The organism is Pseudomonas sp. MAFF 730105, assembly GCF_055380705.1.
The window spans coordinates 88,663-111,675 of the sequence record NZ_AP018438.1 but is presented as its reverse complement, the minus strand read 5'-3'; the positions used below and the strand labels follow the sequence as shown (position 1 = coordinate 111,675).

Below are 23,013 nucleotides of genomic sequence, written 5' to 3'. Positions count from 1 at the left end.
GTCAGCCCAGACAGACAGGAAGGCCCTCCATGCCCCACGACGATAACCCGCTGCTGCAGGCGTATGACCTGCCGCCTTTTTCGCAGATTCAAGCCGAACACTTCTCACCCGCCCTCGACCGCCTGCTTGCCGAAAGCCGCGATCAGGTCGCCCATATCATCAAGACCCAGACGCCCTTCCCCACTTGGGACGACCTCGTGTTGGCCATGGATGAAATCCACACACGATTGGAAGGCTTCGGTTACCTGCTGCACCTTCTGACCACGACCCGGACAGCGGACGCCTGGGCGCGGGCCTCCCTGGATTGCAGTGAACGATTACATGACTTCCAGGCTTCGCTGAAACAACACCCCACGCTGTTCGAGCTCTATCAGCGCTTGGCGGACAGCCAGATCGCCAGGCATTTCGCACCGACTCGCACACGGGTCCTGAAGAAAATCCTGCACCAATTTCACCAGCACATGCCGGCAGGCCAGAGCCTGCTGAAGCTGCGCATCAAGGAGGTCCAGGGGTTATTCCTGGAAAACCTGCAACTGGCCAACCAGGCCTGGCGCAAAACGTTTGACGATGAAGCTCAGCTGAGCGGCCTGCCGTCGCGGTTCAAGCAACAAATGGCCCGCCAGGCGCGGGAAGCCGGCCGCACGGGATGGCTGCTGACACTTAGCGATGAATCATTTGGCATCGTCACTCACTACGCCGACAACCGTTTCCTACGTCAGCAGATGTACGAGGCCTACAGCACCCGCGCATCGGATCAAGGCCCACACGCGGGCCAGTTCGACAACGCCGACATACTCAGGCAATTGCTCGATGACCGTCATCAGTACGCCACCTCCCTGGGCTATTCGAATTTTGCCCAGCTGGCGATCGAGCCAGAGCAAGCCGCCTCCACTGAAGAAGTCATGACGTTTCTGCGGGCACAGCTCGAACGGCAGCAGCACACATTCAAGCGGGACGCCGACCAGCTCAAGACCTTTGCCACGCAGCAAGGTCTCAGCGACCTCCAGCCCTGGGACTACCCCTACCTGGCGAATCAACTTCGCCAGCAGGCAGCAGGCGTTTCCAGGGAAGCGCTGAGTGTCTGGTTTGCATTGGAGCCCACGTTTGCCCAGCTGTTGCGGATGGCGACGGAGTTGTTCGGCGTCGACTTCGTCGAGCGAAAGGATGTAGCGACCTGGCACCCCGACGTGCGTCTGTTCGAAGTCCGCGAATGGGACGCGACCATTGGTTACATTTATTTCGATCCGTTTTCGGATGCCAACCGAGACGGTTTTCCCAATACCACCACCCTGCGAAACCGCCACATCACCGCCGAGGGCCGTCCACGACACCCCATCGCAGCGCTGCATGGCTGGCTACCGCGCAGCGAGGGACCAGACCCGGTCCTGCTCGACCATCTGCAACTGCGAATCCTTTTCCATGAGTTCGGCCATTGCCTGCAGCATGTCCTGACCCGCGCCGACTATCGCGATCTGTCGGGCATCAACAGCCTGTCTCGCGACACCGCCGAATTTGCCGGGATCCTGTTCGAGCAATGGTGCTTCTCAAGGCAATGCCTGGTGCGGATCTCGAAGCACTATCAAACCGGAGAAAAGATGCCTGACGAGGTCGCCACTCAACTGTTGACCTTTGCCCGCACCCAGAACAGTTGGGAAACCGCGGTGCTGTTGCGCAGCGCTTTATTCGACATGGAATTACACCGCACCCACGGCGACGGGCGGACCGTCCAACAGGTATTTGATCAAACCAGCGCGCAGGTGGGGCATCTGCCGGTGTCGCCGAGCGAGCGCTGGCCCAATGGCCTGGACTACCTGGTGACCGGCTATGGGGCGACGATCTACGCCTACGCCTGGGCAAAGGAATTGGCCATGACCGTGTTCCAGCGATTCAAGCGCGACGGGCTGTTCAACCCGGTAACCGGCCGCGCGTTGCGTGAAACCATTTTTGCGCCAGGTGACTCGCGACCGCTGTCCGTCTCCATCGCCGCCTTTTCAGGCACGTCATCGATCAGCGCTCGGGCAGGGTGATCTGCGGCTCAAGGTGATGGGCTGTCGTGGTCGAGTTGACCCAGCTCTTCAAGGAGCAAAGGGCAAACACGCTGGTGCTGCATTCGCCGTTCGCCAATGCAAGACGGAGTTTTTCCACATCGGCCTGCATCATGTAACGAACCCCATCCTTGAAGTGATGGCTGTCGCCGAAGCCGCCTTCGGTCATTTCGTTCAGCGCGTCTTCTTTGCTCCAGCCCTGCACGACCACCCTGTACATCGCCGCCACCAGCCCGGTGCGGTCCGAGCCGTGCTTGCAGTGCATCAGCACGGGGCCCTTGGCTTCGGCAGCCTGGACGGCACGCAAGGCCCGAAGGATGTCGCTGTCGTCGACATGGTTGGTGCGATACGGTAACCGTACCTGCTCAATGCCGGGGGTGGAGAGCCAGCGTGCATCCGACTCCGGCAAGAAGGTGATGACCGTGCCGATCCTGAGCTTCGTCAGCAGGGGCAAGGCTCCACCATCCGGCAAGGAGCTGCGGTAAAGGGTGGGTGACATCTGGTAAAGGTTGTAATCCTTTTCTACAGGCTGGGCCCACTCAGCGGGCCTCGTCTGTACGACATCAGCGGCCTGGACCGAGGGCACGGCCAGCCCCATCAGCAAGGCCAGGCAACACAGTGAACGGGAGCGAAACTTGAACATGCACGGATGACCGGAAACAAGAGAGTTCGAAGTGGAGCAGTTTCGGCTCTGCCCAGTTAAAAACCCGTAACAAGGACGTCAAAGTGTTGTGAATTGTCATCGCAGATGCGCCAACGCCCCTCAGGCGCTGAATGGCACTGGTCCAATCCGAATGCAGGAGATACTGTATGCACATACAGCATCGGAGTATTTCTCATGTCGGCCTCTCTTCCGCCTCGCGGTCGTGGCACCGCTACCAACCCACACAACCGCTTCGCCCCGAGCCGCTCGGTGGTCGAAGATGATGGTTGGTATCAGGAAGTACCACTGACCCAAGGCACCGAAGTGCGCTTCGAGGCAGCGAAGACCATCATCACCCGCAATACCTCTCCGGATATCCCTTTCGATCGCTCGATCAACCCTTACCGGGGCTGTGAACATGGCTGTATCTACTGCTATGCAAGGCCCAGCCATGCGTATTGGGACATGTCGCCGGGGCTGGATTTCGAAACCAGACTGATTGCCAAGAGCAACGCCGCCGACGTGCTGGAGGAGCAACTGTCCAAGCGCGGCTATCAGTGCGCGCCGATCAACCTGGGCTCCAATACCGATCCTTACCAGCCCATCGAACGCGAACAGCGCATCACCCGCCGGATCCTGGAGGTGCTGCTGCGCTATCGCCACCCGGTGACCATCGTGACCAAGGGCTCGCTGATCCTGCGGGACCTGGACCTGCTCACCGAGCTGGCCCGACAACGGCTGGTGGCGGTGATGATCAGCCTCACCACCCTGGATGACGAGCTCAAACGTATTCTCGAACCCCGCGCGGCGGCGCCCAAGGCGCGGTTGCGAGCGATCAGGGTGATGCGGGAGGCAGGCATTCCCGTGGGGGTGTTGTGCGCGCCGATGATTCCGATGATCAACGACAGCGAAATCGAAAGCCTGCTGAACGAAGCCCATGCCGCCGGCGCCCAAAGTGCTTCCTACATCATGTTGCGCCTGCCGCTGGAAGTCGCGCCACTGTTCGAAGAGTGGTTGCAGGCCCACTACCCGCAGCGCGCCGCCCATGTGTTGAGCCTGGTCCGCCAGAGCCGTGGCGGCGAGCTGTACGAGAGTCAGTTTGGCAAACGCATGCGCGGCGAAGGCCCCTTTGCCGACCTGCTGGCCCAGCGCTTCGCCAAGGCGATCAAACGCTTGGGGCTCGATCGGCGCGAAGGGTACACTCTCGACTGCGAGGCCTTTTGCCCGCCGGGCCGACAGATGTCATTGATTTGATTAAAGTTGACCCAGCAGCACAGGCTGGACAGGAGGGCACCTGCACTTTAGGTCATGCCCGTAATCATTGTCCTAGAGCCTCCGATTCAGTTTGAGTTAAGTTTCGACCGCTACCTTGTTCATCGAGTGACTGACGGGTCGAACCCTTTGACCTGGACGTTTTTTAACCAGCCACTGGCGTTATGAGGATGAATCATGAGTGACAAGGATAAACAGCCGTTGGCTGCGTCGGCTTCAGCCCAACCCGAGGCGGAAACCGCCGATGCAGCGCTGCAGCATATTGTTGACGGCTTTTTGCATTTCCATCACGAAGTCTTCCCGCAGCAGGAAGAACTCTTCAAGAAACTCGCCACCGCCCAATCGCCCCGGGCGATGTTCATCACCTGCGCCGATTCGCGCATCGTGCCCGAGCTGATTACCCATAGCTCTCCAGGCGATCTGTTCGTGACCCGCAACGTCGGCAACGTCGTTCCGCCTTATGGACAAATGAACGGCGGCGTCTCCACCGCCATCGAATACGCCGTACTGGCCCTTGGGGTGCAGCACATCATTGTGTGCGGTCATTCCGATTGCGGCGCCATGCGCGCGGTGCTCAACCCTGAAACCCTGGAAAGAATGCCCACGGTCAAAGCCTGGCTGCGCCACGCCGAAGTGGCCAAGACCATGGTCCACGACAACTGCCCGTGCGGCGACGAAAAACAAACCATGCCCGTCCTCACCGAAGAAAACGTGATCGCGCAATTGCAGCATTTGCGAACGCACCCTTCGGTGGCCTCGCGCATGGCCAGCGGTCAGTTGTTCATCCACGGCTGGGTGTACAACATCGAGACCAGCGAGATCAAAGCCTTCGATGCGGACCAGGGTCGTTTCCTGCCGCTCGATGGAAGCCATCCGATCCCGGTCGCGACGCCCAAAGCGCGCTTCTAATCGCTCCTAAATAAATCCTTGCGTGGTCAAGCCTTCCTGCTCTTCGAGCGGGCGGGCCTTGCCATGCCTGAAGAATCTTCAGGAGAACCGCCATGCGTGCTGCTCAATTGAAAGCTGTTCTGCCACGGGAGCTGCTGGCTTCGGTGGTTGTGTTTCTGGTGGCGCTGCCCTTGTGCATGGGCATCGCCATTGCGTCCGGTCTGCCGCCCGCCAAGGGTCTGATCACCGGCATTGTCGGTGGACTGATCGTGGGCTTTTTCGCCGGTTCGAAGCTGCAAGTCAGCGGGCCGGCCGCCGGGTTGGCGGTGCTGGTTTTCGAACTGGTGCGCCAACATGGCGTAGGCATGCTCGGCCCGATCCTGTTGCTGGCCGGGCTCCTGCAATTGCTGGCCGGGCGTTTTCGCCTGGGCTGCTGGTTCCGGGTCACCGCGCCGGCCGTGGTCTACGGCATGCTGGCGGGTATCGGCGTGCTGATCGTGCTGTCCCAGGTCCACGTGATGCTCGACGCGGCGCCCAAGCCGTCAGGGCTGGATAACCTGGCGGCATTCCCCGGCGCAGTCGCCCAGGCGTTGCCGTCGTTCGGCTGGCAAGCCGGCCTGCTGGGTCTGTCGACGATTGCGGTGATGTGGCTGTGGGAAAAATTTCGCCCTCACGGCCTGCGCTTCATACCCGGTGCCTTGCTCGGCGTCGGCTTGGCCACCGTGGCCAGCCTCGTGCTGGCCTTGCAGGTCAAGCGTGTCGAAGTACCGGACAACCTCGCCGAAGCCATCGACTGGCTGCGCCCGGCAGACCTGATGAACCTGGCTGATCCAATGTTGCTGGTTGCCGCCCTGACGGTCGCGTTCATCGCCAGCGCCGAAACCCTGCTGTCGGCCGCCGCCGTCGACCGCATGCACAGCGGCGAGCGTGCGGATTTCGACCGGGAACTGTCCGCCCAAGGTATCGGCAACATGCTCTGCGGCCTGCTCGGTGCCTTGCCGATGACCGGGGTGATCGTGCGCAGCTCGGCCAACGTCCAGGCCGGAGCCACCACGCGGATGTCGACGATTTTCCATGGCCTGTGGCTGCTGCTCTTTGTCCTGCTGCTGTCCAGCGTGCTGCAAAGCATTCCGGTGGCGAGCCTGGCGGGGGTGCTGGTCTACACCGGTTTCAAACTGGTGGATCTCAAGGCGTTTCGAGGCCTGGGCCGTTATGGCCGGATGCCGATGTTCACCTATGCCGCGACGGCGTTGGCGATCATCTTCACCGACCTGCTCACCGGCGTGCTGATCGGTTTTGGCCTGACCCTGGCGAAATTGGCCTGGAAAGCCTCGCGACTGAAAATCAGTCTGGTGGATCTGCCCCAGGAAGGTGAGATGGAACTGCGCCTGGTCGGCGCGGCGACCTTCCTCAAGGTGCCGGCGTTGACCCAGGTGTTGGGGACCATCCCCGAGGGCGTGACGGTACATGTACCGCTCAACAACCTGAGCTACATCGACCACTCCTGCCTGGAGTTGTTGGAAGAATGGAGCCGGGCGAACGCCAGCAAGGGATCGAAGCTGCTGATCGAGTCCCGCGGGCTCAAGCGCCGACTGGAAGGACGGTTGCGAACGACGACGGGGATTGGCGCTGCGGCGTCCTGACACCCTGATAAACGAATGTGGGAGCGAGCAGGCTCGCTCCCACAGGTTTTTTGTTGGCACTTGGAACAGTTGTACACACGTACACCTGTCAGCTATGACAGTAGACGCATTCGTTGAGCGAGACTTAGTTTGTAGGGGAGGTATCTTCCCTATCTCCCATGGAGCATTCCATGAACTACGCGCTGCTATACGAGTTCAACGACTCTAATGACGATGGCGTGTCAGAAGCCATAATCTCCCGATATAACAACGGGTATAGGCCCGGACTCAAGCCCGATGTCGTCGTCACGGCCTATGCCAATTCCACCACTGGCCAATATGAAACCGCTGAAGGTGTGGACGATGTCGAGGGCGACGACGACATCGACGCCGATGACGCGTCTTACTACACCCTTGCCGCCGACCTGGCCAGCGCCATGGTCACGTTGAGTAGCATGGATGAGCGGCGGCTGTACAAATGCATCCTGGTGTCGTTTGGCAGCAATAGCCGAAACACTGCACTGCCTGACGTCAACATCGGCCTCTACAAGAAAGATTCCGACATGACCGCCCCCGATTCAATCGTGACGGTGACCGGCTACAACAAGGGACTTTATCGAGAGGTCATCAACGCCACCGACGCCGACAGCGATGGCGATACGGATCTGGACGATCACTTGATCTACCGCAAGATCGCGAATTCCTTTGCCTCGATGAAAGACTTCAAGGCCTGAAAGCGAAGGGCATCCTTATGAACGAATGTGGGAGCGAGCCTGCTCGCGATGGCGGTGCATCAGACTACATTTTAGTCAGCTGATAGACCGCTATCGCGAGCAGGCTCGCTCCCACAGGGGGTTGGTGAGAGTCAGCTCTTGATCAAGCCGCCGGCTTATCCAGTTCCAGTCCGACCCCCAGGCGCCGCGACATGCACGGCCAGCGCTTCCAGGCGGCGCCGGTGTTCGGGCTGCTGAGTTTCTCGCGGTAGGTTTCCACCGACTCCAAGGCAAATGTCTCTTCGTTGAGCATCTCATCAAAGGCGTGATGCACCACTTCGTCGAGCTGGTTGGCAAAGGCTTCGCCGATCAACTGGTGGGCAATCAGATTGGCGACCGTCATGTCCAAGGGGATCAATGGCTGGCCGAAATGCTTGATGTACAGGTCATTGACCTCTTCGACGAATCGGTGGGCCAGGTAGGCCTCGTCCAGCAGGCTGTCGAGCCCGACATGGCCGGCCATGATCGTCGGCGGCTGGAGGAAATACTGTTCGGCGATTGTCAGCACCGGTTTGATTTGCGGCTCGATGCCCGCCTCCTTGGCGACCTCGTTGGCCGCATCCAGCAGGTCGGGGACTTCGTCGATGTAGGCGGCGACAAACCGCGCCAGGACGTCGTTGGCGTTCGTCTCTGGCAATTGGATAGCCCGGTGCAGGTGCGGTAACTGGCCTTCCAACTGACGGGCCAATTGGCCGGTCTCGGCTTCGTGTTGTTGGGCTTTTTGGATCTGCTCGCGCAATGCGGCGGTGTTCATGAAAACTCCAGGAAAACAAAGGCAATGAAATAGGGAAGACATAACTTAGCTGGCGAATAAACACGCCTAAGACCTATTTGTCATAAATGCCTCTTCCTTGATGCAGCGCTGTTATATCGGTTTGCCATCATCTGGTTTCGCATCCTTCTCCATTCGCGGCCTCCAGCGCAAGTCCCGTCTGTTTCAAACGATTTACGCCATCGCGTTGCGAGGTTGCAGTCGCTGTCTATACTCGGTTCTGAATGGAGTTAGCTGATGAACCCGATGTACGGCAGCAAGGCACGGCGGTTCGAGTTCGTAGTCTGATGTAGCCGCTCTCCTTGCCGCGGGCTTTATGCCTACGGGATAACAAGAACGATAAGGGGAACCCGCAATGACGCGACATCCACATGTTTGGATGGGCCTCCTGTTGTGTTCGATTTTCAGCCAGGCACAAGCGGCCTGGACTGTGAATATGGCGCCTGGAGCGACACAGATCAGCAATGCAGTTTTCGACCTGCACATGACCATCTTCTGGATCTGTGTAGTGATCGGCCTCATCGTCTTCGGCGCCATGTTCTGGTCGATGATGATGCACCGCCGCTCGACAGGCCAGAACGCGGCCCACTTCCACGAGAACACCCGCGTCGAGATCCTCTGGACCATCGTGCCCTTCCTGATCCTGGTGGCCATGGCGATTCCCGCCACCGCGACCCTGATCAAGATGTACGACTCCAGCGAGTCGGACATCGATATCCAGATCACCGGCTACCAGTGGAAGTGGCACTACAAATACCTGGGCCAGGACGTCGAGTTCTTCAGCAACCTGGCGACACCCGCCGAACAGATCCATAACCAGAGCGCCAAGGGCGAACATTACCTGTTGGAAGTCGACAAGCCGCTGGTGCTGCCGGTCGACGCCAAGGTGCGCTTTCTGGTGACCTCCGCCGACGTGATCCACTCCTGGTGGGTGCCGGCCTTCGCGGTCAAGCGCGACGCCATTCCCGGCTTCGTCAACGAAGCCTGGACCCGGGTCGACAAGCCCGGCCTGTATCGCGGCCAGTGTGCCGAGCTGTGCGGCAAGGACCACGGTTTCATGCCCATCGTGGTCGAGGTCAAGAGTAAGCCCGACTACGAAAAATGGCTGGCCGAACGCAAGGCCGAAGCCGCGCAGCTCAAAGAGCTGACCAGCAAGGAATGGACCCTCGACGAACTCAAGGAACGTGGCGACAAGATCTACCACACCACCTGCGTGGCCTGTCACCAGGCCGAAGGCCAGGGCCTGCCGCCGATGTTCCCGGCACTCAAGGGCTCGAAGATTGCCACCGGGCCGAAGGCCGATCACCTGAGCCTGGTTTTCCACGGCAAACCGGGGACCGCCATGGCCGCGTTCGGCAAGCAGCTGTCGGAAGTCGATATCGCCGCCGTCGTGACCTATGAACGTAACGCCTGGGGCAACAACAAGGGCGACATGGTTACGCCGAAAGAAGTGCTGGAACTCAAACAGGCGGAAAGCAAATGAGCCGGCCTGACGTGTGTTCCCGCAACCGGTCGGGGCTCATCGCCCCGCGCCGTCCAGCCCATTCGTTCGAAGGAGACAGGACATGAGTGCTGTGATCGATGACCACGGTCATGCCGGCGCCGACCACGCCCACGGCCCCGCCAAGGGCCTGATGCGCTGGGTACTGACCACCAACCACAAGGATATCGGCACGCTGTACCTGTGGTTCGCCTTCTCCATGTTCCTGCTGGGCGGCTCGTTCGCCATGGTGATCCGCGCCGAACTGTTCCAGCCCGGCCTGCAGATCGTGGAACCGGCGTTCTTCAACCAGATGACCACCATGCATGGCCTGGTGATGGTCTTCGGCGCGGTGATGCCGGCCTTCGTCGGCCTCGCCAACTGGATGATCCCGTTGATGATCGGTGCGCCGGACATGGCCCTGCCGCGCATGAACAACTTCAGCTTCTGGCTGTTGCCGGCCGCCTTCCTGCTGCTGGTGTCCACGCTGTTCACCGCGGGCGGCGGGCCGAACTTCGGCTGGACCTTCTACGCCCCGCTGTCCACCACCTACGCGCCGGAAAGCGTGACGTTCTTCATCTTCGCCATCCACCTGATGGGGATCAGTTCGATCATGGGCGCGATCAACGTGATCGCCACCATCCTCAACCTGCGCGCCCCCGGCATGACGCTGATGAAAATGCCGCTGTTCGTCTGGACCTGGCTGATCACCGCGTTCCTGCTGATCGCGGTGATGCCGGTGCTGGCCGGCTGCGTGACGATGATGCTGATGGACATCCACTTCGGCACCAGCTTCTTCAGTGCCGCCGGCGGCGGTGATCCGGTGCTGTTCCAGCACGTGTTCTGGTTCTTCGGGCACCCCGAGGTGTACATCATGATCCTGCCGGCCTTCGGTGCCGTCAGCTCGATCATCCCGGCGTTCTCGCGCAAGCCGCTGTTCGGCTACACCTCGATGGTCTACGCCACGGCGGCCATTGCGTTCCTGTCGTTCATCGTCTGGGCGCACCACATGTTCGTGGTGGGCATTCCGCTGGTGGGCGAGCTGTTCTTCATGTACGCGACCCTGCTGATCGCCGTGCCCACCGGGGTGAAGGTGTTCAACTGGGCCAGCACCATGTGGCAGGGCTCGCTGACCTTCGAGACGCCGATGCTGTTTGCCGTGGCGTTCGTGATCCTGTTCTCCATCGGTGGTTTCTCCGGGCTGATGCTGGCCATCGCCCCGGCGGACTTCCAGTACCAGGACACCTACTTCGTGGTCGCGCATTTCCACTACGTGCTGGTGCCCGGCGCGATCTTCGGGATCTTCGCCTCGGCCTACTACTGGCTGCCGAAATGGACCGGCCACATGTATGACGAAACCCTCGGCAAGCTGCACTTCTGGCTGTCGTTCATCGGGATGAACATGGCGTTCTTCCCCATGCACTTCGTCGGCCTGGCGGGCATGCCCCGGCGGATTCCGGACTACAACCTGCAATTCGCCGACTTCAACATGGTGTCGTCCATCGGCGCGTTCATGTTCGGCACTACGCAGATCTTCTTCCTGTTCATCGTGATCAAGACCATCCGTGGTGGCCCGCCAGCACCGGCCAAGCCGTGGGATGGCGCCGAAGGGCTGGAGTGGAGCGTGCCTTCGCCGGCGCCGTATCACACCTTTACTACGCCGCCGGAAGTGAAATGAACACGGTTGCCCTTGTGGGAGCGAGCCTGCTCGCGATAGACGCGACTCGGTGTGCCAGATGCACCGCTATCGCGAGCAGGCTCGCTCCCACAGGGGTTCGTGGGGAGGTTGGGAACCATGGCTGAGTCGATTTCGCTGAAGAAACTGGTCACCCGCCTGATGATCGTGGTGGTGGCGATGTTCGTCTTCGGCTTTGCCCTGGTGCCGATCTACGACGTGATGTGCAAGGCGTTCGGCATCAATGGCAAGACCGCCGGGCAGTACGAAGGCGAGCAGGTGGCCGATGCGTCGCGGCAGGTGCGCGTGCAGTTCCTGTCGACCAATGCAGTGGACATGCCCTGGGACTTCTACCCCAAGGGCGATCAGTTGGTGGTGCAGCCGGGCGCGGTGAACGAGATGGTCTTCGTGGCCCACAACCCCACCGATCGGCCGATGAGCGCCCAGGCCGTTCCAAGCATCGCGCCGAGCACCGCGGCGGCGTACTTCCACAAGACCGAGTGTTTCTGTTTTACCCAGCAAGTGCTGCAACCCGGTGAACGGATCGAAATGCCCATGCGCTTCATCGTCGACCGGGACATGCCCAAGGATGTGAAGCACCTGACGCTGTCCTACACGCTGTTCGATATCACCGCTCGTCATCCACCGGTGGCTCAAAACACTGAACGATAGCGTGCCCGATAAGGAGAACAATAAATGGCAACTCACGAACACTATTACGTTCCGGCCCAGAGCAAGTGGCCGATCATCGCCACGGTCGGGATGTTCGTCACGGTGTATGGCCTGGCGACCTGGTTCAACGACCTGAAGGCCGCCCGACCGGAATCCCACGGCCCGCTGATCTTCTTCGTCGGCGGCCTGCTGGTGGCCTACATGCTGTTCGGCTGGTTCGGCGCGGTGGTCAAGGAAAGCCGCGCCGGGCTGTACAGCCCGCAGCTCGACCGCTCGTTTCGCTGGGGCATGAGCTGGTTCATCTTTTCCGAGGTGATGTTCTTCATCGCCTTCTTCGGTGCGCTGTTCTACGTACGCCATGTGTCGGGACCGGCCCTGGGCGGCGAAGGCACCAAGGGCCTGGCCCATATGCTCTGGCCGAACTTCCAGTTCACCTGGCCCTTGCTGAACAACCCCGACCCGAAACTCTTCCCGGCGCCCAAGGAAGTCATCAGCCCCTGGGGCCTGCCGCTGCTCAACACCGTGTTGCTGGTCAGCTCCAGCGTCACGGTCACCATCGCCCACCATGCCTTGAAAAAGGGCCACCGTGGCGCGCTGAAGCTCTGGCTGGCGATCACCGTGCTACTGGGTTGCGCGTTCCTGAGCTTCCAGGCCGAAGAGTACATCCACGCCTACAAGGAACTGGGCCTGACCCTGGGCTCCGGGGTCTACGGCGCGACGTTCTTCATGCTCACCGGTTTCCACGGCGCCCACGTCACCATCGGCACGATCATATTGTTCGTGATGCTGATGCGGATCATGCGCGGGCACTTCGACAACGAGCATCAGTTCGGCTTCGAGGCGGCGAGCTGGTACTGGCACTTCGTCGATGTGGTGTGGATCGGGTTGTTCATCTTCGTCTACGTGCTCTAGCGCTTTTTACCAAGGCGCGTGGGACACCAACTGGCCACTGAAGAAGCCCCAGGCAATCAAGCCGACGGTGACAGCGGCCAGGCTGACCCGAATCGCCAGGGCGATCATCAGGCGATTGGAATCGCTTTCGTCCTTGACCAGAAAAAACAGGCCGCTGAACAGGCTGACAACCGTGGCGATCAGCATCAGGACGATGGCTGCTTTTAGCATCAGGGACACTCCGGGGGGACGCGATGCACGTGAGTATAGCTTTCCCGTTCGACGACTTTCGGGCGGCGCCATGAAAGGCTTCCGGCCGGGCCTCGTACCGACACTGGTGGTGGCCATTCTGGTGCCGGTGATGGTGTGCCTGGGCTTCTGGCAATTGAGCCGGGGTGAACAGAAGCGCGTGCTCATGGCGAACTACGCCGAGCGTCGCGTGGCGCCGCCAATGGACAGCGCCGAGCTGCAACAGACGGCGGATCCAGCCTTTCGGCCGGTGCAGCTCAGCGGTCAGTTCGACGCCGAGCACAGCATCCTGCTGGATAACCGCCAGCACGACGGCAAGGTCGGCGTCGAGTTGCTGCAACCCTTTCTCGACCACCGCACCGGGCTGTGGCTGCTGGTCAATCGTGGGTGGCTGCCCTGGCCTGACCGCCGCACCCCGCCGGTCTTCGACACCCCCGAACAGCCTTTGAGCCTGGAGGCCTGGGTCTATGTCGCGCCCGGCACCACGTTCCAGCTCCACGCCGACCCCACCGGCGCACCGTGGCCACGCCTGGTCACCGCCATCGAGCCGGACAAGCTCTGGGCCGAGCTGGGCCGCCACGGTTTCGCCTATGAATTGCGCCAACAAAACGGCCCCGGCGCCTACCGGACCGATTGGCCGGTGGTGAGCATGGGCCCGGAAAAACACCTCGGTTATGCCGTGCAGTGGTTCGCCATGGCGGCGGCACTGTTCGGCCTTTTTCTTTATCTCGGATGGCATAACGCAGGGAGACACCATGGGAACCGCCATGAATCCAACCAACACGTCTGAGGCACCCTCCGCGCGCGACCGTCGCAAGGGACGCCTGCAACTGCTGCTGATCGTGTTCGGCGTCATCGGCCCGATGATCCTGGCCACCGGCATGTACAAATTCCAGTTTTGGGTGCCGGACAGCCGCAGCTATCACGGCGAACTGATCGGCACCGGCCAGACCCGCGCGGAGATCGGCGTACAGGCCGATGAGCAGCGCTGGCAGATCCTCGTCACAGCGCCGAAGGAATGCTCGGCGGACTGCCGGCAACTGGTGTACCTGGCCCGACAGGTGCAGATCGGCCTCGGTCGCGACGCGTCCCGCGCCAGCCATGCCCTGGCCATCGCCCAACCGCTGGATGCCGAATATGACGCCCAGCTGCAGCGCGAATACCCACAACTGCAACGCTACCCGCTGGACTTGCCGGTCTATCAGAAAGACGTCCAGAACACCGACGGCGCCCAGCTGTGGATCATCGATCCCCATAGCAACCTGGTGCTGCGCTACGACGCCCGGGTCAAGGGCAAGGACCTGCTCAACGACCTGCGGCACCTGCTGAAACTGTCGAACATCGGATGAGGGCATCGACATGGCCAAACCAGGATTTCGCCTTGCGCTGTTTGCCACCCTGCTGGCACTGATCGTCGTATTGCTGGGCGCCTACACCCGCCTGACCCACGCCGGCCTCGGTTGCCCGGACTGGCCCGGTTGCTACGGGTTCATCAGCGTGCCCAAGAGCGAAGCCCAACTGGCCCATGCCGAACTGCATTTTCCCGATACCCCGGTGGAAGCCCACAAGGGCTGGAACGAGATGGTCCATCGCTACTTCGCCGGGACCCTGGGCTTGATGATCGTAGCGTTGGCGGCACGGTCCTGGATGAACCGCCACCGCCCGGGCCAGCCCTTGAAGTTGCCGTTGTTCCTGCTGGCGGTGGTTTTCGCGCAAGCGGCATTCGGCATGTGGACCGTAACCCTGAAGTTATGGCCGCAGGTGGTGACCGGACATTTGCTGGGCGGCTTCGCGACGTTGAGCCTGCTGTTCCTGCTCACCTTGCGATTGTCCGGCGTACTGCCGGCACTGACCGTGCCCAAGCGCCTGCAACATTGGGCCACCGCAGGACTGCTGCTGGTGATCGGCCAGATCGCCCTCGGCGGTTGGGTCAGTTCCAATTACGCCGCGGTGGCCTGCATCGACTTCCCCACCTGTCACGGCCAATGGCTGCCAGCGGCGGACTTCGCCAATGGCTTCCACCTGACCCAACACATCGGCCCGAACTACCTGGGCGGCCAACTCGACAGCGACGCCCGCACCGCCATTCACCTGACCCACCGGATCGGCGCGTTGCTGGTGACGGTAGTGCTGCTGGGCCTGGCCTGGCAATTGAAAGCGGTGGGTATGACCCGCCTGGCGGGCCTGGTGCTGGTCGCGCTGACGGCGCAGATCACCCTGGGCATCAGCAACGTGGTGTTCCACCTGCCGCTGCCGGTGGCCGTCGCCCACAACGCCGGGGGCGCAGCGCTGCTGCTGACCCTGGTGCTGGTCAATTATCACGCCCGCACCAGCCTGGTCCGGGTCAAGCATCAAGTCCCGCTGCGCTGGCGGTTCACCCCGCATAAACACGGCGCCAGCCCCATCACAATAAAAGGAGAGATGCCATGGCAACCCTGACCGGTGCACGCCGCAGCCAGGCGATCTGGCGCGACTATCTGGAGCTGACCAAGCCGAAAGTGGTGGTGCTGATGCTGATCACCTCACTGGTCGGCATGTTCCTCGCCACCCGCGCCGGTGTGCCGTGGACGGTGCTGGTGTTCGGCAACCTGGGGATCGCCCTGTGTGCCGGCGGCGCGGCGGCGGTCAACCACGTGGTGGACCGACGCATCGACGCAGTAATGGCCCGCACCCACAAACGCCCCTTGGCCGAAGGCCGGGTCTCACCGGCCGCCGCACTGACCTTCGCCCTGGCCTTGGCGGTGATCGGCCAGGCGCTGCTGCTGGCCTTCACCAACCCGCTGACGGCCTGGCTGACCTTGGCCTCCTTGCTGGGTTATGCGGTGGTCTACACCGGTTTCCTCAAGCGCGCGACGCCGCAGAACATCGTCATCGGCGGCCTGGCCGGTGCCGCACCGCCGCTGCTGGGTTGGGTGGCCGCCACCGGCCACGTCAGCGCCGAACCGCTGTTGCTGGTGCTGATCATCTTCGCCTGGACCCCGCCGCACTTCTGGGCCCTGGCGATCCATCGCAAGGAGGAATACGCCAAGGCCGACATCCCGATGCTGCCGGTCACCCACGGTGAGCACTACACCAAAATCCATATCCTGCTCTACACCCTGGTGTTGCTGGCGGTGAGCCTGATGCCGTTCGTGATCCAGATGAGCGGGCTGCTCTACCTGGTGTGTGCACTGGTGCTGGGCGCGCGGTTCCTGCAATGGGCCGTGGTGTTGTACCGTGGCAGTCGGCCGCACGCGGCGATCAACACGTTCAAGTACTCTATCTACTACTTGTTCCTGCTGTTCATCGCCCTGCTTGTAGATCATTACTTACTGTTGAGCCTATGACCCGAACCCAGAAAACCGTCTTCATCCTCGTGGCCGTGATCGCGCTGATTCTCGGCCTCACCGTCAACAAAGTGCTGTCCGGCAAGGGTGAAGGCGACCCGACGGCGCTGATCGACGCCGGCATCATCCTGCTGCCCCAGGCCCGCACCCTGCCGGACGTGAAAATGACCGACCAGGACGGCCAGCCCGTGGCCGTGGACGGCTTGAAAGGCAAATGGAGCCTGCTGTTCTTCGGCTACACCTTCTGCCCGGACATCTGCCCGACCACCCTCGCCCAACTGCGCCAGATCAAGAGCGAGTTGCCGAAAGAAGCTGTGGATAAGTTGCAAATCATACTGGTGAGCGTCGACCCGAACCGCGACACGCCCAAGCAGCTCAAGCAATACCTGGGTTACTTCGACCCACAATTCAAAGGCCTCACCGCCTCCTCCATCGAAGACCTGCAGAAACTCGCCAACGCCGTGAGCATCCCGTTCATCCCGGCGGACACCAGCAAACCCAACTACACCGTCGACCACAGCGGCAACCTCGCCGTCATCGGCCCGGACGGCCACCAACGCGGCTTCATCCGCGCGCCGCTGAACAACCAGAAACTGGTGGCGCAGTTGCCGGAGATGCTCAAGCGCAAATAGCACCTACCCACACCTCTATGGGACCAATGCTGTTCACCAGAGAAAGTAGATAAACCTGTGGCGAGGGGATTTATCCCCGCTGGGGCGCAAAGCGCCCCCAAAACCCGAGCACGGGACGCGTCAGATGAGTCGAGAAGAACTGCGCTCCCCCGCCACAACTGAATCGACAAACCTTTAAGCAAACCGCATACCCCTGTGGGAGCGAGCCTGCTCGCGATGAATTCAACGCGGTTCCAAGCGAAAACCAACCCCTGCATCACCCAAAAGCCCTCCTCCTACAGCCCCCACCTACACCCCACCACCAAGCCACGCATCCTTGCGCCTTTGCCTACAACTACGCCAGAATCCGCCCGCTTGTGCGCCTTGTTCCTGGGCTCTATCGTTTCCTTGCCACTGCTCATCAGTGGTCGGGTTTAGTAGCCTGGTTCACATCTTCGGTTGCACAAGTCTCATCAGCAGGCATTGCCTGTTCTTGATGGTGGCTGTGCGCATGGCGCCTTCGGGCGCGCCGGGTTTGGTGTGATCACCGGTCTACTAACTTGCGCACAGCCGCCTCCATCCGTTTAGTAGCGAAATGGCGCGGCCCCATTAGAGGATCACACCAATGTTCAAAGTAACTCCAAACCCACCAGAAACAGACCCCACCACACAGTCCGCAAAAGCCAAGGCCAGGAAGCAAGAAGAAACCACCAAACGCGTGCTGGACCACTACTTGCTGCCGAAGACAGATCAATCCAAAGACGAACCGATACCGGGGCAGGTTTTCACCGTTGTGAAAGGCCTCGATAACGAATGCATGCTCGCCAACCTCAGTGAAACGCTGGCTTCGGCCGATGCCATGGTTACTGATCTGGCGTTTGACCTGGATGGCTCGCGGCGCCATTTGGCGCTAGGGATTCAGCAGATGATTGAGCTGAGTTCGTTGTTGGCGAATCGGGTGTTGGATAATGTGGAGCCGCGGCAGTAGGCATTTTGATTATGATACCCGGCAACCTATGCCGGGTTATCATCCACAAAACCGCCGAGCAACTCCTATGTATACTCGAGACTCTTCCGGGCAATACTCTCTCTAGAAAATACGAATGAAAACAGCGACCGGTCATAGCAGAAATTCAGCAAGGGAATCCATTCCCGATTTTACTTTTTGAGTTTTTATATCCCAATTCATGCTCATTACGAGATGCACCGATCACAGAGAACCTACATAGGAATGGAAAATCAGTCTGGCTCTATGGGAGAAAAGGAACGGTGCCAGACAGCTTTGCAGGTGAAAAAAATTCCGAGGCACTGCAATCCGCCGATAAAAATTTTAGCCGTAGTTTTTTTACGGCAGCTATAAAAACTGGTAAGCTCACGCTATCAATCAGAAGGGGCTACCCTGATGCTACGGAAATTTTCTGTTAAAAACTACCGAAACTTCTCAGACTGGCTATGTTTCGATCTAACTAGCCAGCAATACGAATTTAATGAAAATGCGGTCAGTGAAGGTATAGTGAAACATGCCATGATCTATGGCCCTAATGGCGGAGGCAAATCTAACCTCGGCCTCGCAATGGTTGATCCGGTTTTACATTTAATTGATTCACCCAGTTACTTCCCCTCGCTGGATAACAACTATCTTAACGGCAGCCCAAATGTACATATCGCGGAATTTATCTTTGAATTTTGCATTGACGACGTACACATAGAATATAGTTACGGAAAGAAAACCTGGAGCACGTTAGTCTACGAGCATCTCTCAATAGATAAAAATGACGTCCTTCATATAGATCGCCGAGAATCAACCTTAGCGAATATCGAGCTGAAAGGCGCGGAACATCTAAAGAGGGATGTGGGCGACTCGGAGATATCGCTACTTAAATATGTGAAAAGCAATACAATATTAGATGAAGGCGCCATAAATAATACCTTCACAAAATTATTGGACTTTATTGAGGGAATGGTTTTCTTTCGCTCGTTAGATGCAACCAAAAAAGGCGAATATGTAGGCAAAGATATCGGCGTTAAGCGACTATCGCAAGGCATAATTGAAAGCGGCGCTATAAAAGACTTTGAAAAACTCCTTAACGATGCGGGCGTAGAGTGCAAGCTTGTCGTCGCCGACAGCAACAATAGCAGTGACAAAGCTATTTATTTTGATTTCGGCGGGATAAAACTGGAGTTTGGGTCAGTAGCATCCACGGGAACATTATCCCTCGGAATTTTCTATTTTTGGTGGCTCCGATTGATGGCGGGAGCGGTAACGTTCGCATATATAGATGAGTTTGATGCGTTCTATCACCACGCTTTAGCTTCAACTATAGTTGAAAAAATCACTACATCACAAGCTCAGACTATTATGACTACACATAACACTGGCGTGATGAGTAATGACCTTCTACGGCCTGACTGCTACTTTGTGTTGGACAAGACAATTTCTCCTATCACTGAGCTAACGGACAAAGAACTTCGAAAAGCACACAACTTAGAGAAAATTTATAAAGGACTGTCTAGCTGATGGAGCGGACATTATTTATATTTGAAGGCGAAAAAACTGAACGACTTTACTTTCAAAGCTTAGAGCGCGCGTTTTTCCCCGGCGAAGAAAGCCGACTATTAGCCAGCTTTCAAAACGATCTCTACGAACTCTATGCGCAAGTTGCAGAAGATGAAGACCTAGATCTTTTTGAACTCATTAAAGAACTAAACCCAAGCGCCAACAAAGATGAAAACTTAAAAAATTTAAGACGCGACCAAATAGGACAAATTTATCTATTCTTTGATTTCGAACCGAAAGACGATAAATTCACCGGGAAAAACTTGCTTAACATGCTCCGCCGCTTCGATAACGAGACGGATCTTGGAAAGTTATTCATAAGCTACCCAATGGTTGAAGCCATTCGAGATATCGATAATCCTGAGGAATACTTAGACAGAACAGTCGCCATATCTGACTGCATAGGTGCTGTTTATAAAAAACTTTCCGCTGAAAGAGGTAGCCATGTGTATCAAGATGCAAAAAAAATAGATAAGCAACGATGGCAGTTCCTGATTGGAGCAAATCTTCGAAAGGCCAATATTCTAACGATTGGAGAAGACACCGCAGCAATTGTTGGCGACCAAGCATCACTCGCTTTAGCGCAACTAATTAACGACTTGCCTCGCGACCCACTGCCCGTACTCAGCGCTTTCCCAATCTTTCTTGTCGATTATTTTGGATTGGACGTCTTAAATAGCGCCCCCTAATCAAAATTATATATTTTGCTCGCGAGCGGGTCCCCAAGCACCTCATTCTCAACAAAATCTTTGAGTACTCCTCCTCGTATAATTCGCTCTACACGCTAGCCACTCAATTCTAAATTTAAACCCCCTATGTTCCTCACACTTCTCTCGGTGCGCTTTTCTAAAAGGTTCTGACCACCGATAAAGCTCTAATGATCTGCAACCTCATCTAATATGTACTTTTTAACCCGCTCTGGTTCCGATGAAGTACTCCAGTCCTTCAGGAAACTCGACGTCTAAGAGTTCTGATATTTCCTTTACTGAAAAATGGGGACAGATTTATTTCCAGTAAATAAATCTGTCCCCATTTCTTACTGCCTATTTCAAAACCACGTATTGGTCTGCACCAACAGAATACTTGTATGGCACGCCACCGGTGATCAAAAGTTCCTCTGCAGATGGGTCTATACCGTTGAGTGCTAGAAAGTGGATGAGATAAATACCTGAACTCTCCAGGCTCTGTACAAAGGTGATCTCATAGCTTTCACCCGCTCCAACATTTACGAAGCGTAGTGGCAAACGGCTGACGGTTCCCGGATAGCGTCCAGAAAGTAAGTTGATAGGTTTTTGGTAGATTGGTTTCCCGTCAATAAAGGAAACCGGTACTAGCGTCAAGGCATCATCGTCCAAAGTAACTTTGCTTTCCTTGTTTCCAAGATTTGAAAGAATCACCTTAACCTGAAGCAAATTTTGCCCATCCATGAGTGGCTGAACCATTGATTCAACCTTAGCTTGGATATGCGGCTTTTGTGTAGTTTTCTGTTCCATCTCCTTGAGTGTGTATTCTGTGACTTCCTTTTCTTTTTTCACATACACAGCGGAGTAATACCCCCAAACCGCGAGGACGATCGCTGCAACGATTGTTGTAACTTGAGCAACAACCTGAACCCCAACGTGCACCTTTTCAATTCTGCCAAGCCAATTCTTCAGCATATTTAACTCCTTGTAGGACAAATGGGATATGACCGCTAGATAATGTCAGCTAAACCGTTTGGGGAACATGGATTACTCTAATTAAATCCTTCTAAAATAACTAACGAGCTCCGCCCTATTAAAAGGCCGCTGATGCCAAACTCTGGATTTCAATTTCAACTTCTTTAGTGATTGAAACTACCTCCTGCGAGTGGAGCTCATACTCATCGGTAATTTGCTCTTGACTCTTGTTTGCCAAGAAAAACAACGCCCGCCCCGCATCTCGGATTAATTCCGCAAGATGTGAAGTAGCTTCTATTTGGTTCGCTAACATCCAGCGCCTGATAGCTTTACTTGACAACCCAGACAACTCCTCAACTTGAGCGCCACGTCTATTAACTATCTGAAGAATGGTGCGTTGAGCATCGATCCTGTTATTGAAACTCTTCATGATTCATCTACCGTTATAAGTAAAGTACGCATCCAATCCTCTATTATCCCTAACTCCATTGTGACGAAAGTAACTTCTTCTTTGGATATCATTTCGCCTAATCCACGTGTACAGAGGAGTCGTGCGCGCTCCAGCAGGCCGAAGCTTTCGCTTGAAAACGATAAGCTGTTCGCTCCAAGCCGAAGAGCAGAGTAGCGCGAAAAGTTAGGCGACTCAGCCCCAAGCGAATAGCAAGTAGCAAAATTGCGCATTGCTAGAAAAATTGTCGACATCTCGAAAGTCGGACTGTTCGTTCCAACGCGAAGCGCGTTAGCGGCCACGTCAAACAGTGCGAAAAATTTGCGGCAATCTCGGGCTGCCGATTGGTAGGGGGCGGGCGTACCTAATTCACTCAGATAGTCAGTCCCATCGGGCGAAAAGAGCAGTTTTGCCTCAAGGGACAAATGCCAAGCAAACGGGGTGCCCTCACGCCAGATTTCTGCCACTCGGGCGTATGAGTAGACAGAATACATCTCTGGATCAAACCTCTGATCGACCCCTTCTGTAACCGCTAAGAGATCAACATCAGACTCAGGCGTAACCTCCCCCCTGCAAATCGATCCGAACGCATAAATATGTGCCATCATCGCCGATTGAACCGCTTCACAATAATTGCCATGAAAAAACCAAAGAGAACTAGCCGAACGAACGTGATTAAGGTGATATAGCCAGAAGGAAAATAGGATTGCTTAATCGTGCCAAGAAATATCTGTGGAGCTTGCAAAAAAGCGCCCCAATAACTTTGTAGCAATGATACATCCCTATAATTGACAACATCAAAGGCACTCATCAACACCAAAAACACTAGAACAGTGCGAGCCAACTTCCAAGCGCTTTCCCCGTTGCCCCATAAAAAGTCGAGTAATTTAAAGTTAATCCATAGCAAGAGTTGCTGGACGCGACGCCAAGACTTATATTTTTTTCGATAATAAGACTCATTCGAGCGCCAGGCCTTGTATAAATGATCTTTAGTAGCATCCAATTCTACCTCGATCGCCTTATTCACTGACAGAGCATCACCCAGCTGCTGATAGTTCATACGTAAAGATCGAGCAAACCGAACCTTAAGGTTTTCGTTGCCGGGGCAACCACTTGAAAGCACCTCGTTATTGATATCGGTTCTTTCAAAGTGGGCATACTCAAATTTACAACCACTGAATGTAGAACCGTGAAGATTAGTCCCGATAAAGCGACATCCTGTGAAGTCGCAGGAGTCAAATTTACAGTTGCGCAAATAGCACGAGTCGAAAGTGCAGTATCTAAAGTTCACATTCGTGAATTCACGACTCTTTGCCACTAGTCGAACAAAGAGTAAATTTTCATGTTTTTCACCTGAAATATCGTCGGTAAACTTCTGATCCTTCAGCTCATGCTTACCGCTATCAGCTAGCATCGATTCTTTCCTCTTTT

24 protein-coding genes are annotated in these 23,013 nt (G+C 57.2%); 17 read left to right on the top strand and 7 right to left on the bottom strand.

The window, feature by feature from the left end:
* Positions 1 to 29: 29 nt before the first annotated feature.
* Complete coding sequence (locus PCOSP_RS00520; RefSeq protein ID WP_175362223.1) at positions 30 to 2,027, top strand: M3 family metallopeptidase; 1,998 nt, start codon at positions 30 to 32, stop codon at positions 2,025 to 2,027.
* Here the strand turns inward: PCOSP_RS00520 and PCOSP_RS00515 are convergent.
* Positions 2,008 to 2,688: a phosphatase domain-containing protein gene (locus PCOSP_RS00515; protein WP_139641582.1), complete on the bottom strand. Its 681-nt coding sequence runs from the start codon at positions 2,686 to 2,688 to the stop codon at positions 2,008 to 2,010. The two genes, PCOSP_RS00520 and PCOSP_RS00515, sit on opposite strands and share 20 nt — an antisense overlap.
* A 195-nt stretch (positions 2,689 to 2,883) precedes the next feature.
* Here PCOSP_RS00515 and PCOSP_RS00510 point away from each other — a divergent pair, with 195 nt between their 5' ends.
* From PCOSP_RS00510 to PCOSP_RS00495, 4 genes are all read left to right on the top strand, one after another.
* Entirely contained in the window at positions 2,884 to 3,942 is a 1,059-nt protein-coding gene (locus PCOSP_RS00510; protein ID WP_139641580.1) for a PA0069 family radical SAM protein, read from the top strand.
* Between the two features lie 195 nt (positions 3,943 to 4,137).
* Positions 4,138 to 4,869, top strand: coding sequence for a carbonic anhydrase (locus tag PCOSP_RS00505; RefSeq protein WP_144930871.1), 732 nt, complete (start codon positions 4,138 to 4,140; stop codon positions 4,867 to 4,869).
* Positions 4,870 to 4,961: 92 nt separating this feature from the next.
* Entirely contained in the window at positions 4,962 to 6,491 is a 1,530-nt protein-coding gene (locus PCOSP_RS00500) for a SulP family inorganic anion transporter (RefSeq protein ID WP_139641578.1), read from the top strand.
* Between the two features lie 170 nt (positions 6,492 to 6,661).
* On the top strand, positions 6,662 to 7,204 hold the full coding sequence (locus PCOSP_RS00495) for a hypothetical protein (protein WP_175362225.1): 543 nt from the start codon (positions 6,662 to 6,664) through the stop codon (positions 7,202 to 7,204).
* Positions 7,205 to 7,346: 142 nt separating this feature from the next.
* Here PCOSP_RS00495 and PCOSP_RS00490 read toward each other — a convergent pair whose 3' ends face one another.
* Positions 7,347 to 7,997, bottom strand: coding sequence for a hypothetical protein (locus PCOSP_RS00490; RefSeq protein ID WP_139641574.1), 651 nt, complete (start codon positions 7,995 to 7,997; stop codon positions 7,347 to 7,349).
* Between the two features lie 373 nt (positions 7,998 to 8,370).
* On the opposite strand from PCOSP_RS00490, the gene coxB reads away from it, so the two are divergent.
* From coxB to PCOSP_RS00470, 4 genes are all read left to right on the top strand, one after another.
* Positions 8,371 to 9,498 carry a cytochrome c oxidase subunit II gene (coxB, locus tag PCOSP_RS00485; RefSeq protein WP_139641572.1) on the top strand — a complete coding sequence of 376 codons (1,128 nt, stop codon included), beginning with the start codon at positions 8,371 to 8,373 and terminating at the stop codon, positions 9,496 to 9,498.
* A gap of 82 nt (positions 9,499 to 9,580) precedes the next feature.
* Positions 9,581 to 11,173 carry a cytochrome c oxidase subunit I gene (gene ctaD, locus PCOSP_RS00480; protein WP_024778458.1) on the top strand — a complete coding sequence of 531 codons (1,593 nt, stop codon included), beginning with the start codon at positions 9,581 to 9,583 and terminating at the stop codon, positions 11,171 to 11,173.
* 117 nt (positions 11,174 to 11,290) lie between these two features.
* Complete coding sequence (locus PCOSP_RS00475) at positions 11,291 to 11,842, top strand: cytochrome c oxidase assembly protein (RefSeq protein WP_464710062.1); 552 nt, start codon at positions 11,291 to 11,293, stop codon at positions 11,840 to 11,842.
* Positions 11,843 to 11,866: 24 nt separating this feature from the next.
* Entirely contained in the window at positions 11,867 to 12,754 is an 888-nt protein-coding gene (locus PCOSP_RS00470; RefSeq protein ID WP_024778456.1) for a cytochrome c oxidase subunit 3, read from the top strand.
* Positions 12,755 to 12,760: 6 nt separating this feature from the next.
* Here the strand turns inward: PCOSP_RS00470 and PCOSP_RS00465 are convergent, their stop codons facing one another.
* A complete protein-coding gene (locus PCOSP_RS00465; protein WP_024778455.1) occupies positions 12,761 to 12,964 on the bottom strand; it encodes a twin transmembrane helix small protein in 204 nt (67 codons plus the stop codon).
* A 70-nt stretch (positions 12,965 to 13,034) separates the two neighbouring features.
* On the opposite strand from PCOSP_RS00465, the gene PCOSP_RS00460 reads away from it, so the two are divergent.
* The 8 genes from PCOSP_RS00460 to PCOSP_RS00425 all read left to right on the top strand — a co-directional run bounded on the left by PCOSP_RS00460 (position 13,035) and on the right by PCOSP_RS00425 (position 20,165).
* Positions 13,035 to 13,772 (top strand): SURF1 family protein, encoded by a 738-nt coding sequence (locus PCOSP_RS00460; RefSeq protein ID WP_139641568.1) that lies wholly within the window; start codon positions 13,035 to 13,037, stop codon positions 13,770 to 13,772.
* The gene (locus PCOSP_RS00455; RefSeq protein ID WP_208555119.1) at positions 13,738 to 14,331 is read left to right on the top strand and encodes a hypothetical protein; all 594 of its coding nucleotides are present in this window, start codon (positions 13,738 to 13,740) and stop codon (positions 14,329 to 14,331) included. Before PCOSP_RS00460 ends, PCOSP_RS00455 begins: the two co-directional genes overlap by 35 nt.
* A 10-nt stretch (positions 14,332 to 14,341) precedes the next feature.
* Positions 14,342 to 15,421: a COX15/CtaA family protein gene (locus PCOSP_RS00450; RefSeq protein ID WP_464710061.1), complete on the top strand. Its 1,080-nt coding sequence runs from the start codon at positions 14,342 to 14,344 to the stop codon at positions 15,419 to 15,421.
* The gene (gene cyoE / locus PCOSP_RS00445) at positions 15,409 to 16,308 is read left to right on the top strand and encodes a heme o synthase (protein WP_139641563.1); all 900 of its coding nucleotides are present in this window, start codon (positions 15,409 to 15,411) and stop codon (positions 16,306 to 16,308) included. Before PCOSP_RS00450 ends, cyoE begins: the two co-directional genes overlap by 13 nt.
* A complete protein-coding gene (locus PCOSP_RS00440; RefSeq protein WP_464710060.1) occupies positions 16,305 to 16,940 on the top strand; it encodes an SCO family protein in 636 nt (211 codons plus the stop codon). The genes cyoE and PCOSP_RS00440 overlap by 4 nt, the downstream gene beginning before the upstream one ends.
* A 604-nt stretch (positions 16,941 to 17,544) precedes the next feature.
* Complete coding sequence (locus PCOSP_RS00435; protein ID WP_464710059.1) at positions 17,545 to 17,907, top strand: DUF6124 family protein; 363 nt, start codon at positions 17,545 to 17,547, stop codon at positions 17,905 to 17,907.
* A gap of 414 nt (positions 17,908 to 18,321) precedes the next feature.
* Complete coding sequence (locus tag PCOSP_RS00430) at positions 18,322 to 19,437, top strand: AAA family ATPase (RefSeq protein ID WP_464710058.1); 1,116 nt, start codon at positions 18,322 to 18,324, stop codon at positions 19,435 to 19,437.
* Complete coding sequence (locus PCOSP_RS00425) at positions 19,437 to 20,165, top strand: hypothetical protein (RefSeq protein ID WP_464710057.1); 729 nt, start codon at positions 19,437 to 19,439, stop codon at positions 20,163 to 20,165. The genes PCOSP_RS00430 and PCOSP_RS00425 overlap by 1 nt, the downstream gene beginning before the upstream one ends.
* Before the next feature lie 354 nt (positions 20,166 to 20,519).
* Here PCOSP_RS00425 and PCOSP_RS00420 read toward each other — a convergent pair whose 3' ends face one another.
* From PCOSP_RS00420 to PCOSP_RS00405, 4 genes are all read right to left on the bottom strand, one after another.
* The gene (locus PCOSP_RS00420; RefSeq protein ID WP_464710056.1) at positions 20,520 to 21,134 is read right to left on the bottom strand and encodes a hypothetical protein; all 615 of its coding nucleotides are present in this window, start codon (positions 21,132 to 21,134) and stop codon (positions 20,520 to 20,522) included.
* A 118-nt stretch (positions 21,135 to 21,252) separates the two neighbouring features.
* Positions 21,253 to 21,564 carry a hypothetical protein gene (locus PCOSP_RS00415; RefSeq protein WP_464710054.1) on the bottom strand — a complete coding sequence of 104 codons (312 nt, stop codon included), beginning with the start codon at positions 21,562 to 21,564 and terminating at the stop codon, positions 21,253 to 21,255.
* Positions 21,561 to 22,190: a nucleotidyltransferase domain-containing protein gene (locus PCOSP_RS00410; RefSeq protein WP_464710053.1), complete on the bottom strand. Its 630-nt coding sequence runs from the start codon at positions 22,188 to 22,190 to the stop codon at positions 21,561 to 21,563. Before PCOSP_RS00410 ends, PCOSP_RS00415 begins: the two co-directional genes overlap by 4 nt.
* Complete coding sequence (locus PCOSP_RS00405) at positions 22,187 to 22,996, bottom strand: pentapeptide repeat-containing protein (RefSeq protein WP_464710052.1); 810 nt, start codon at positions 22,994 to 22,996, stop codon at positions 22,187 to 22,189. The genes PCOSP_RS00410 and PCOSP_RS00405 overlap by 4 nt, the downstream gene beginning before the upstream one ends.
* Positions 22,997 to 23,013: the final 17 nt, after the last annotated feature.

Bases quoted from the DNA above. Each gene is read 5' to 3' on its own strand.
- PCOSP_RS00520 (WP_175362223.1), top strand. From the start codon at position 30: ATGCCCCACGACGATAACCCGCTGCTGCAGGCGTATGACCTGCCGCCT.
- PCOSP_RS00515 (WP_139641582.1), bottom strand. From the start codon at position 2,688: ATGTTCAAGTTTCGCTCCCGTTCACTGTGTTGCCTGGCCTTGCTGATG.
- PCOSP_RS00510 (WP_139641580.1), top strand. From the start codon at position 2,884: ATGTCGGCCTCTCTTCCGCCTCGCGGTCGTGGCACCGCTACCAACCCA.
- PCOSP_RS00505 (WP_144930871.1), top strand. From the start codon at position 4,138: ATGAGTGACAAGGATAAACAGCCGTTGGCTGCGTCGGCTTCAGCCCAA.
- PCOSP_RS00500 (WP_139641578.1), top strand. From the start codon at position 4,962: ATGCGTGCTGCTCAATTGAAAGCTGTTCTGCCACGGGAGCTGCTGGCT.
- PCOSP_RS00495 (WP_175362225.1), top strand. From the start codon at position 6,662: ATGAACTACGCGCTGCTATACGAGTTCAACGACTCTAATGACGATGGC.
- PCOSP_RS00490 (WP_139641574.1), bottom strand. From the start codon at position 7,997: ATGAACACCGCCGCATTGCGCGAGCAGATCCAAAAAGCCCAACAACAC.
- coxB (WP_139641572.1), top strand. From the start codon at position 8,371: ATGACGCGACATCCACATGTTTGGATGGGCCTCCTGTTGTGTTCGATT.
- ctaD (WP_024778458.1), top strand. From the start codon at position 9,581: ATGAGTGCTGTGATCGATGACCACGGTCATGCCGGCGCCGACCACGCC.
- PCOSP_RS00475 (WP_464710062.1), top strand. From the start codon at position 11,291: ATGGCTGAGTCGATTTCGCTGAAGAAACTGGTCACCCGCCTGATGATC.
- PCOSP_RS00470 (WP_024778456.1), top strand. From the start codon at position 11,867: ATGGCAACTCACGAACACTATTACGTTCCGGCCCAGAGCAAGTGGCCG.
- PCOSP_RS00465 (WP_024778455.1), bottom strand. From the start codon at position 12,964: ATGCTAAAAGCAGCCATCGTCCTGATGCTGATCGCCACGGTTGTCAGC.
- PCOSP_RS00460 (WP_139641568.1), top strand. From the start codon at position 13,035: ATGAAAGGCTTCCGGCCGGGCCTCGTACCGACACTGGTGGTGGCCATT.
- PCOSP_RS00455 (WP_208555119.1), top strand. From the start codon at position 13,738: ATGGGAACCGCCATGAATCCAACCAACACGTCTGAGGCACCCTCCGCG.
- PCOSP_RS00450 (WP_464710061.1), top strand. From the start codon at position 14,342: ATGGCCAAACCAGGATTTCGCCTTGCGCTGTTTGCCACCCTGCTGGCA.
- cyoE (WP_139641563.1), top strand. From the start codon at position 15,409: ATGGCAACCCTGACCGGTGCACGCCGCAGCCAGGCGATCTGGCGCGAC.
- PCOSP_RS00440 (WP_464710060.1), top strand. From the start codon at position 16,305: ATGACCCGAACCCAGAAAACCGTCTTCATCCTCGTGGCCGTGATCGCG.
- PCOSP_RS00435 (WP_464710059.1), top strand. From the start codon at position 17,545: ATGTTCAAAGTAACTCCAAACCCACCAGAAACAGACCCCACCACACAG.
- PCOSP_RS00430 (WP_464710058.1), top strand. From the start codon at position 18,322: ATGCTACGGAAATTTTCTGTTAAAAACTACCGAAACTTCTCAGACTGG.
- PCOSP_RS00425 (WP_464710057.1), top strand. From the start codon at position 19,437: ATGGAGCGGACATTATTTATATTTGAAGGCGAAAAAACTGAACGACTT.
- PCOSP_RS00420 (WP_464710056.1), bottom strand. From the start codon at position 21,134: ATGCTGAAGAATTGGCTTGGCAGAATTGAAAAGGTGCACGTTGGGGTT.
- PCOSP_RS00415 (WP_464710054.1), bottom strand. From the start codon at position 21,564: ATGAAGAGTTTCAATAACAGGATCGATGCTCAACGCACCATTCTTCAG.
- PCOSP_RS00410 (WP_464710053.1), bottom strand. From the start codon at position 22,190: ATGATGGCACATATTTATGCGTTCGGATCGATTTGCAGGGGGGAGGTT.
- PCOSP_RS00405 (WP_464710052.1), bottom strand. From the start codon at position 22,996: ATGCTAGCTGATAGCGGTAAGCATGAGCTGAAGGATCAGAAGTTTACC.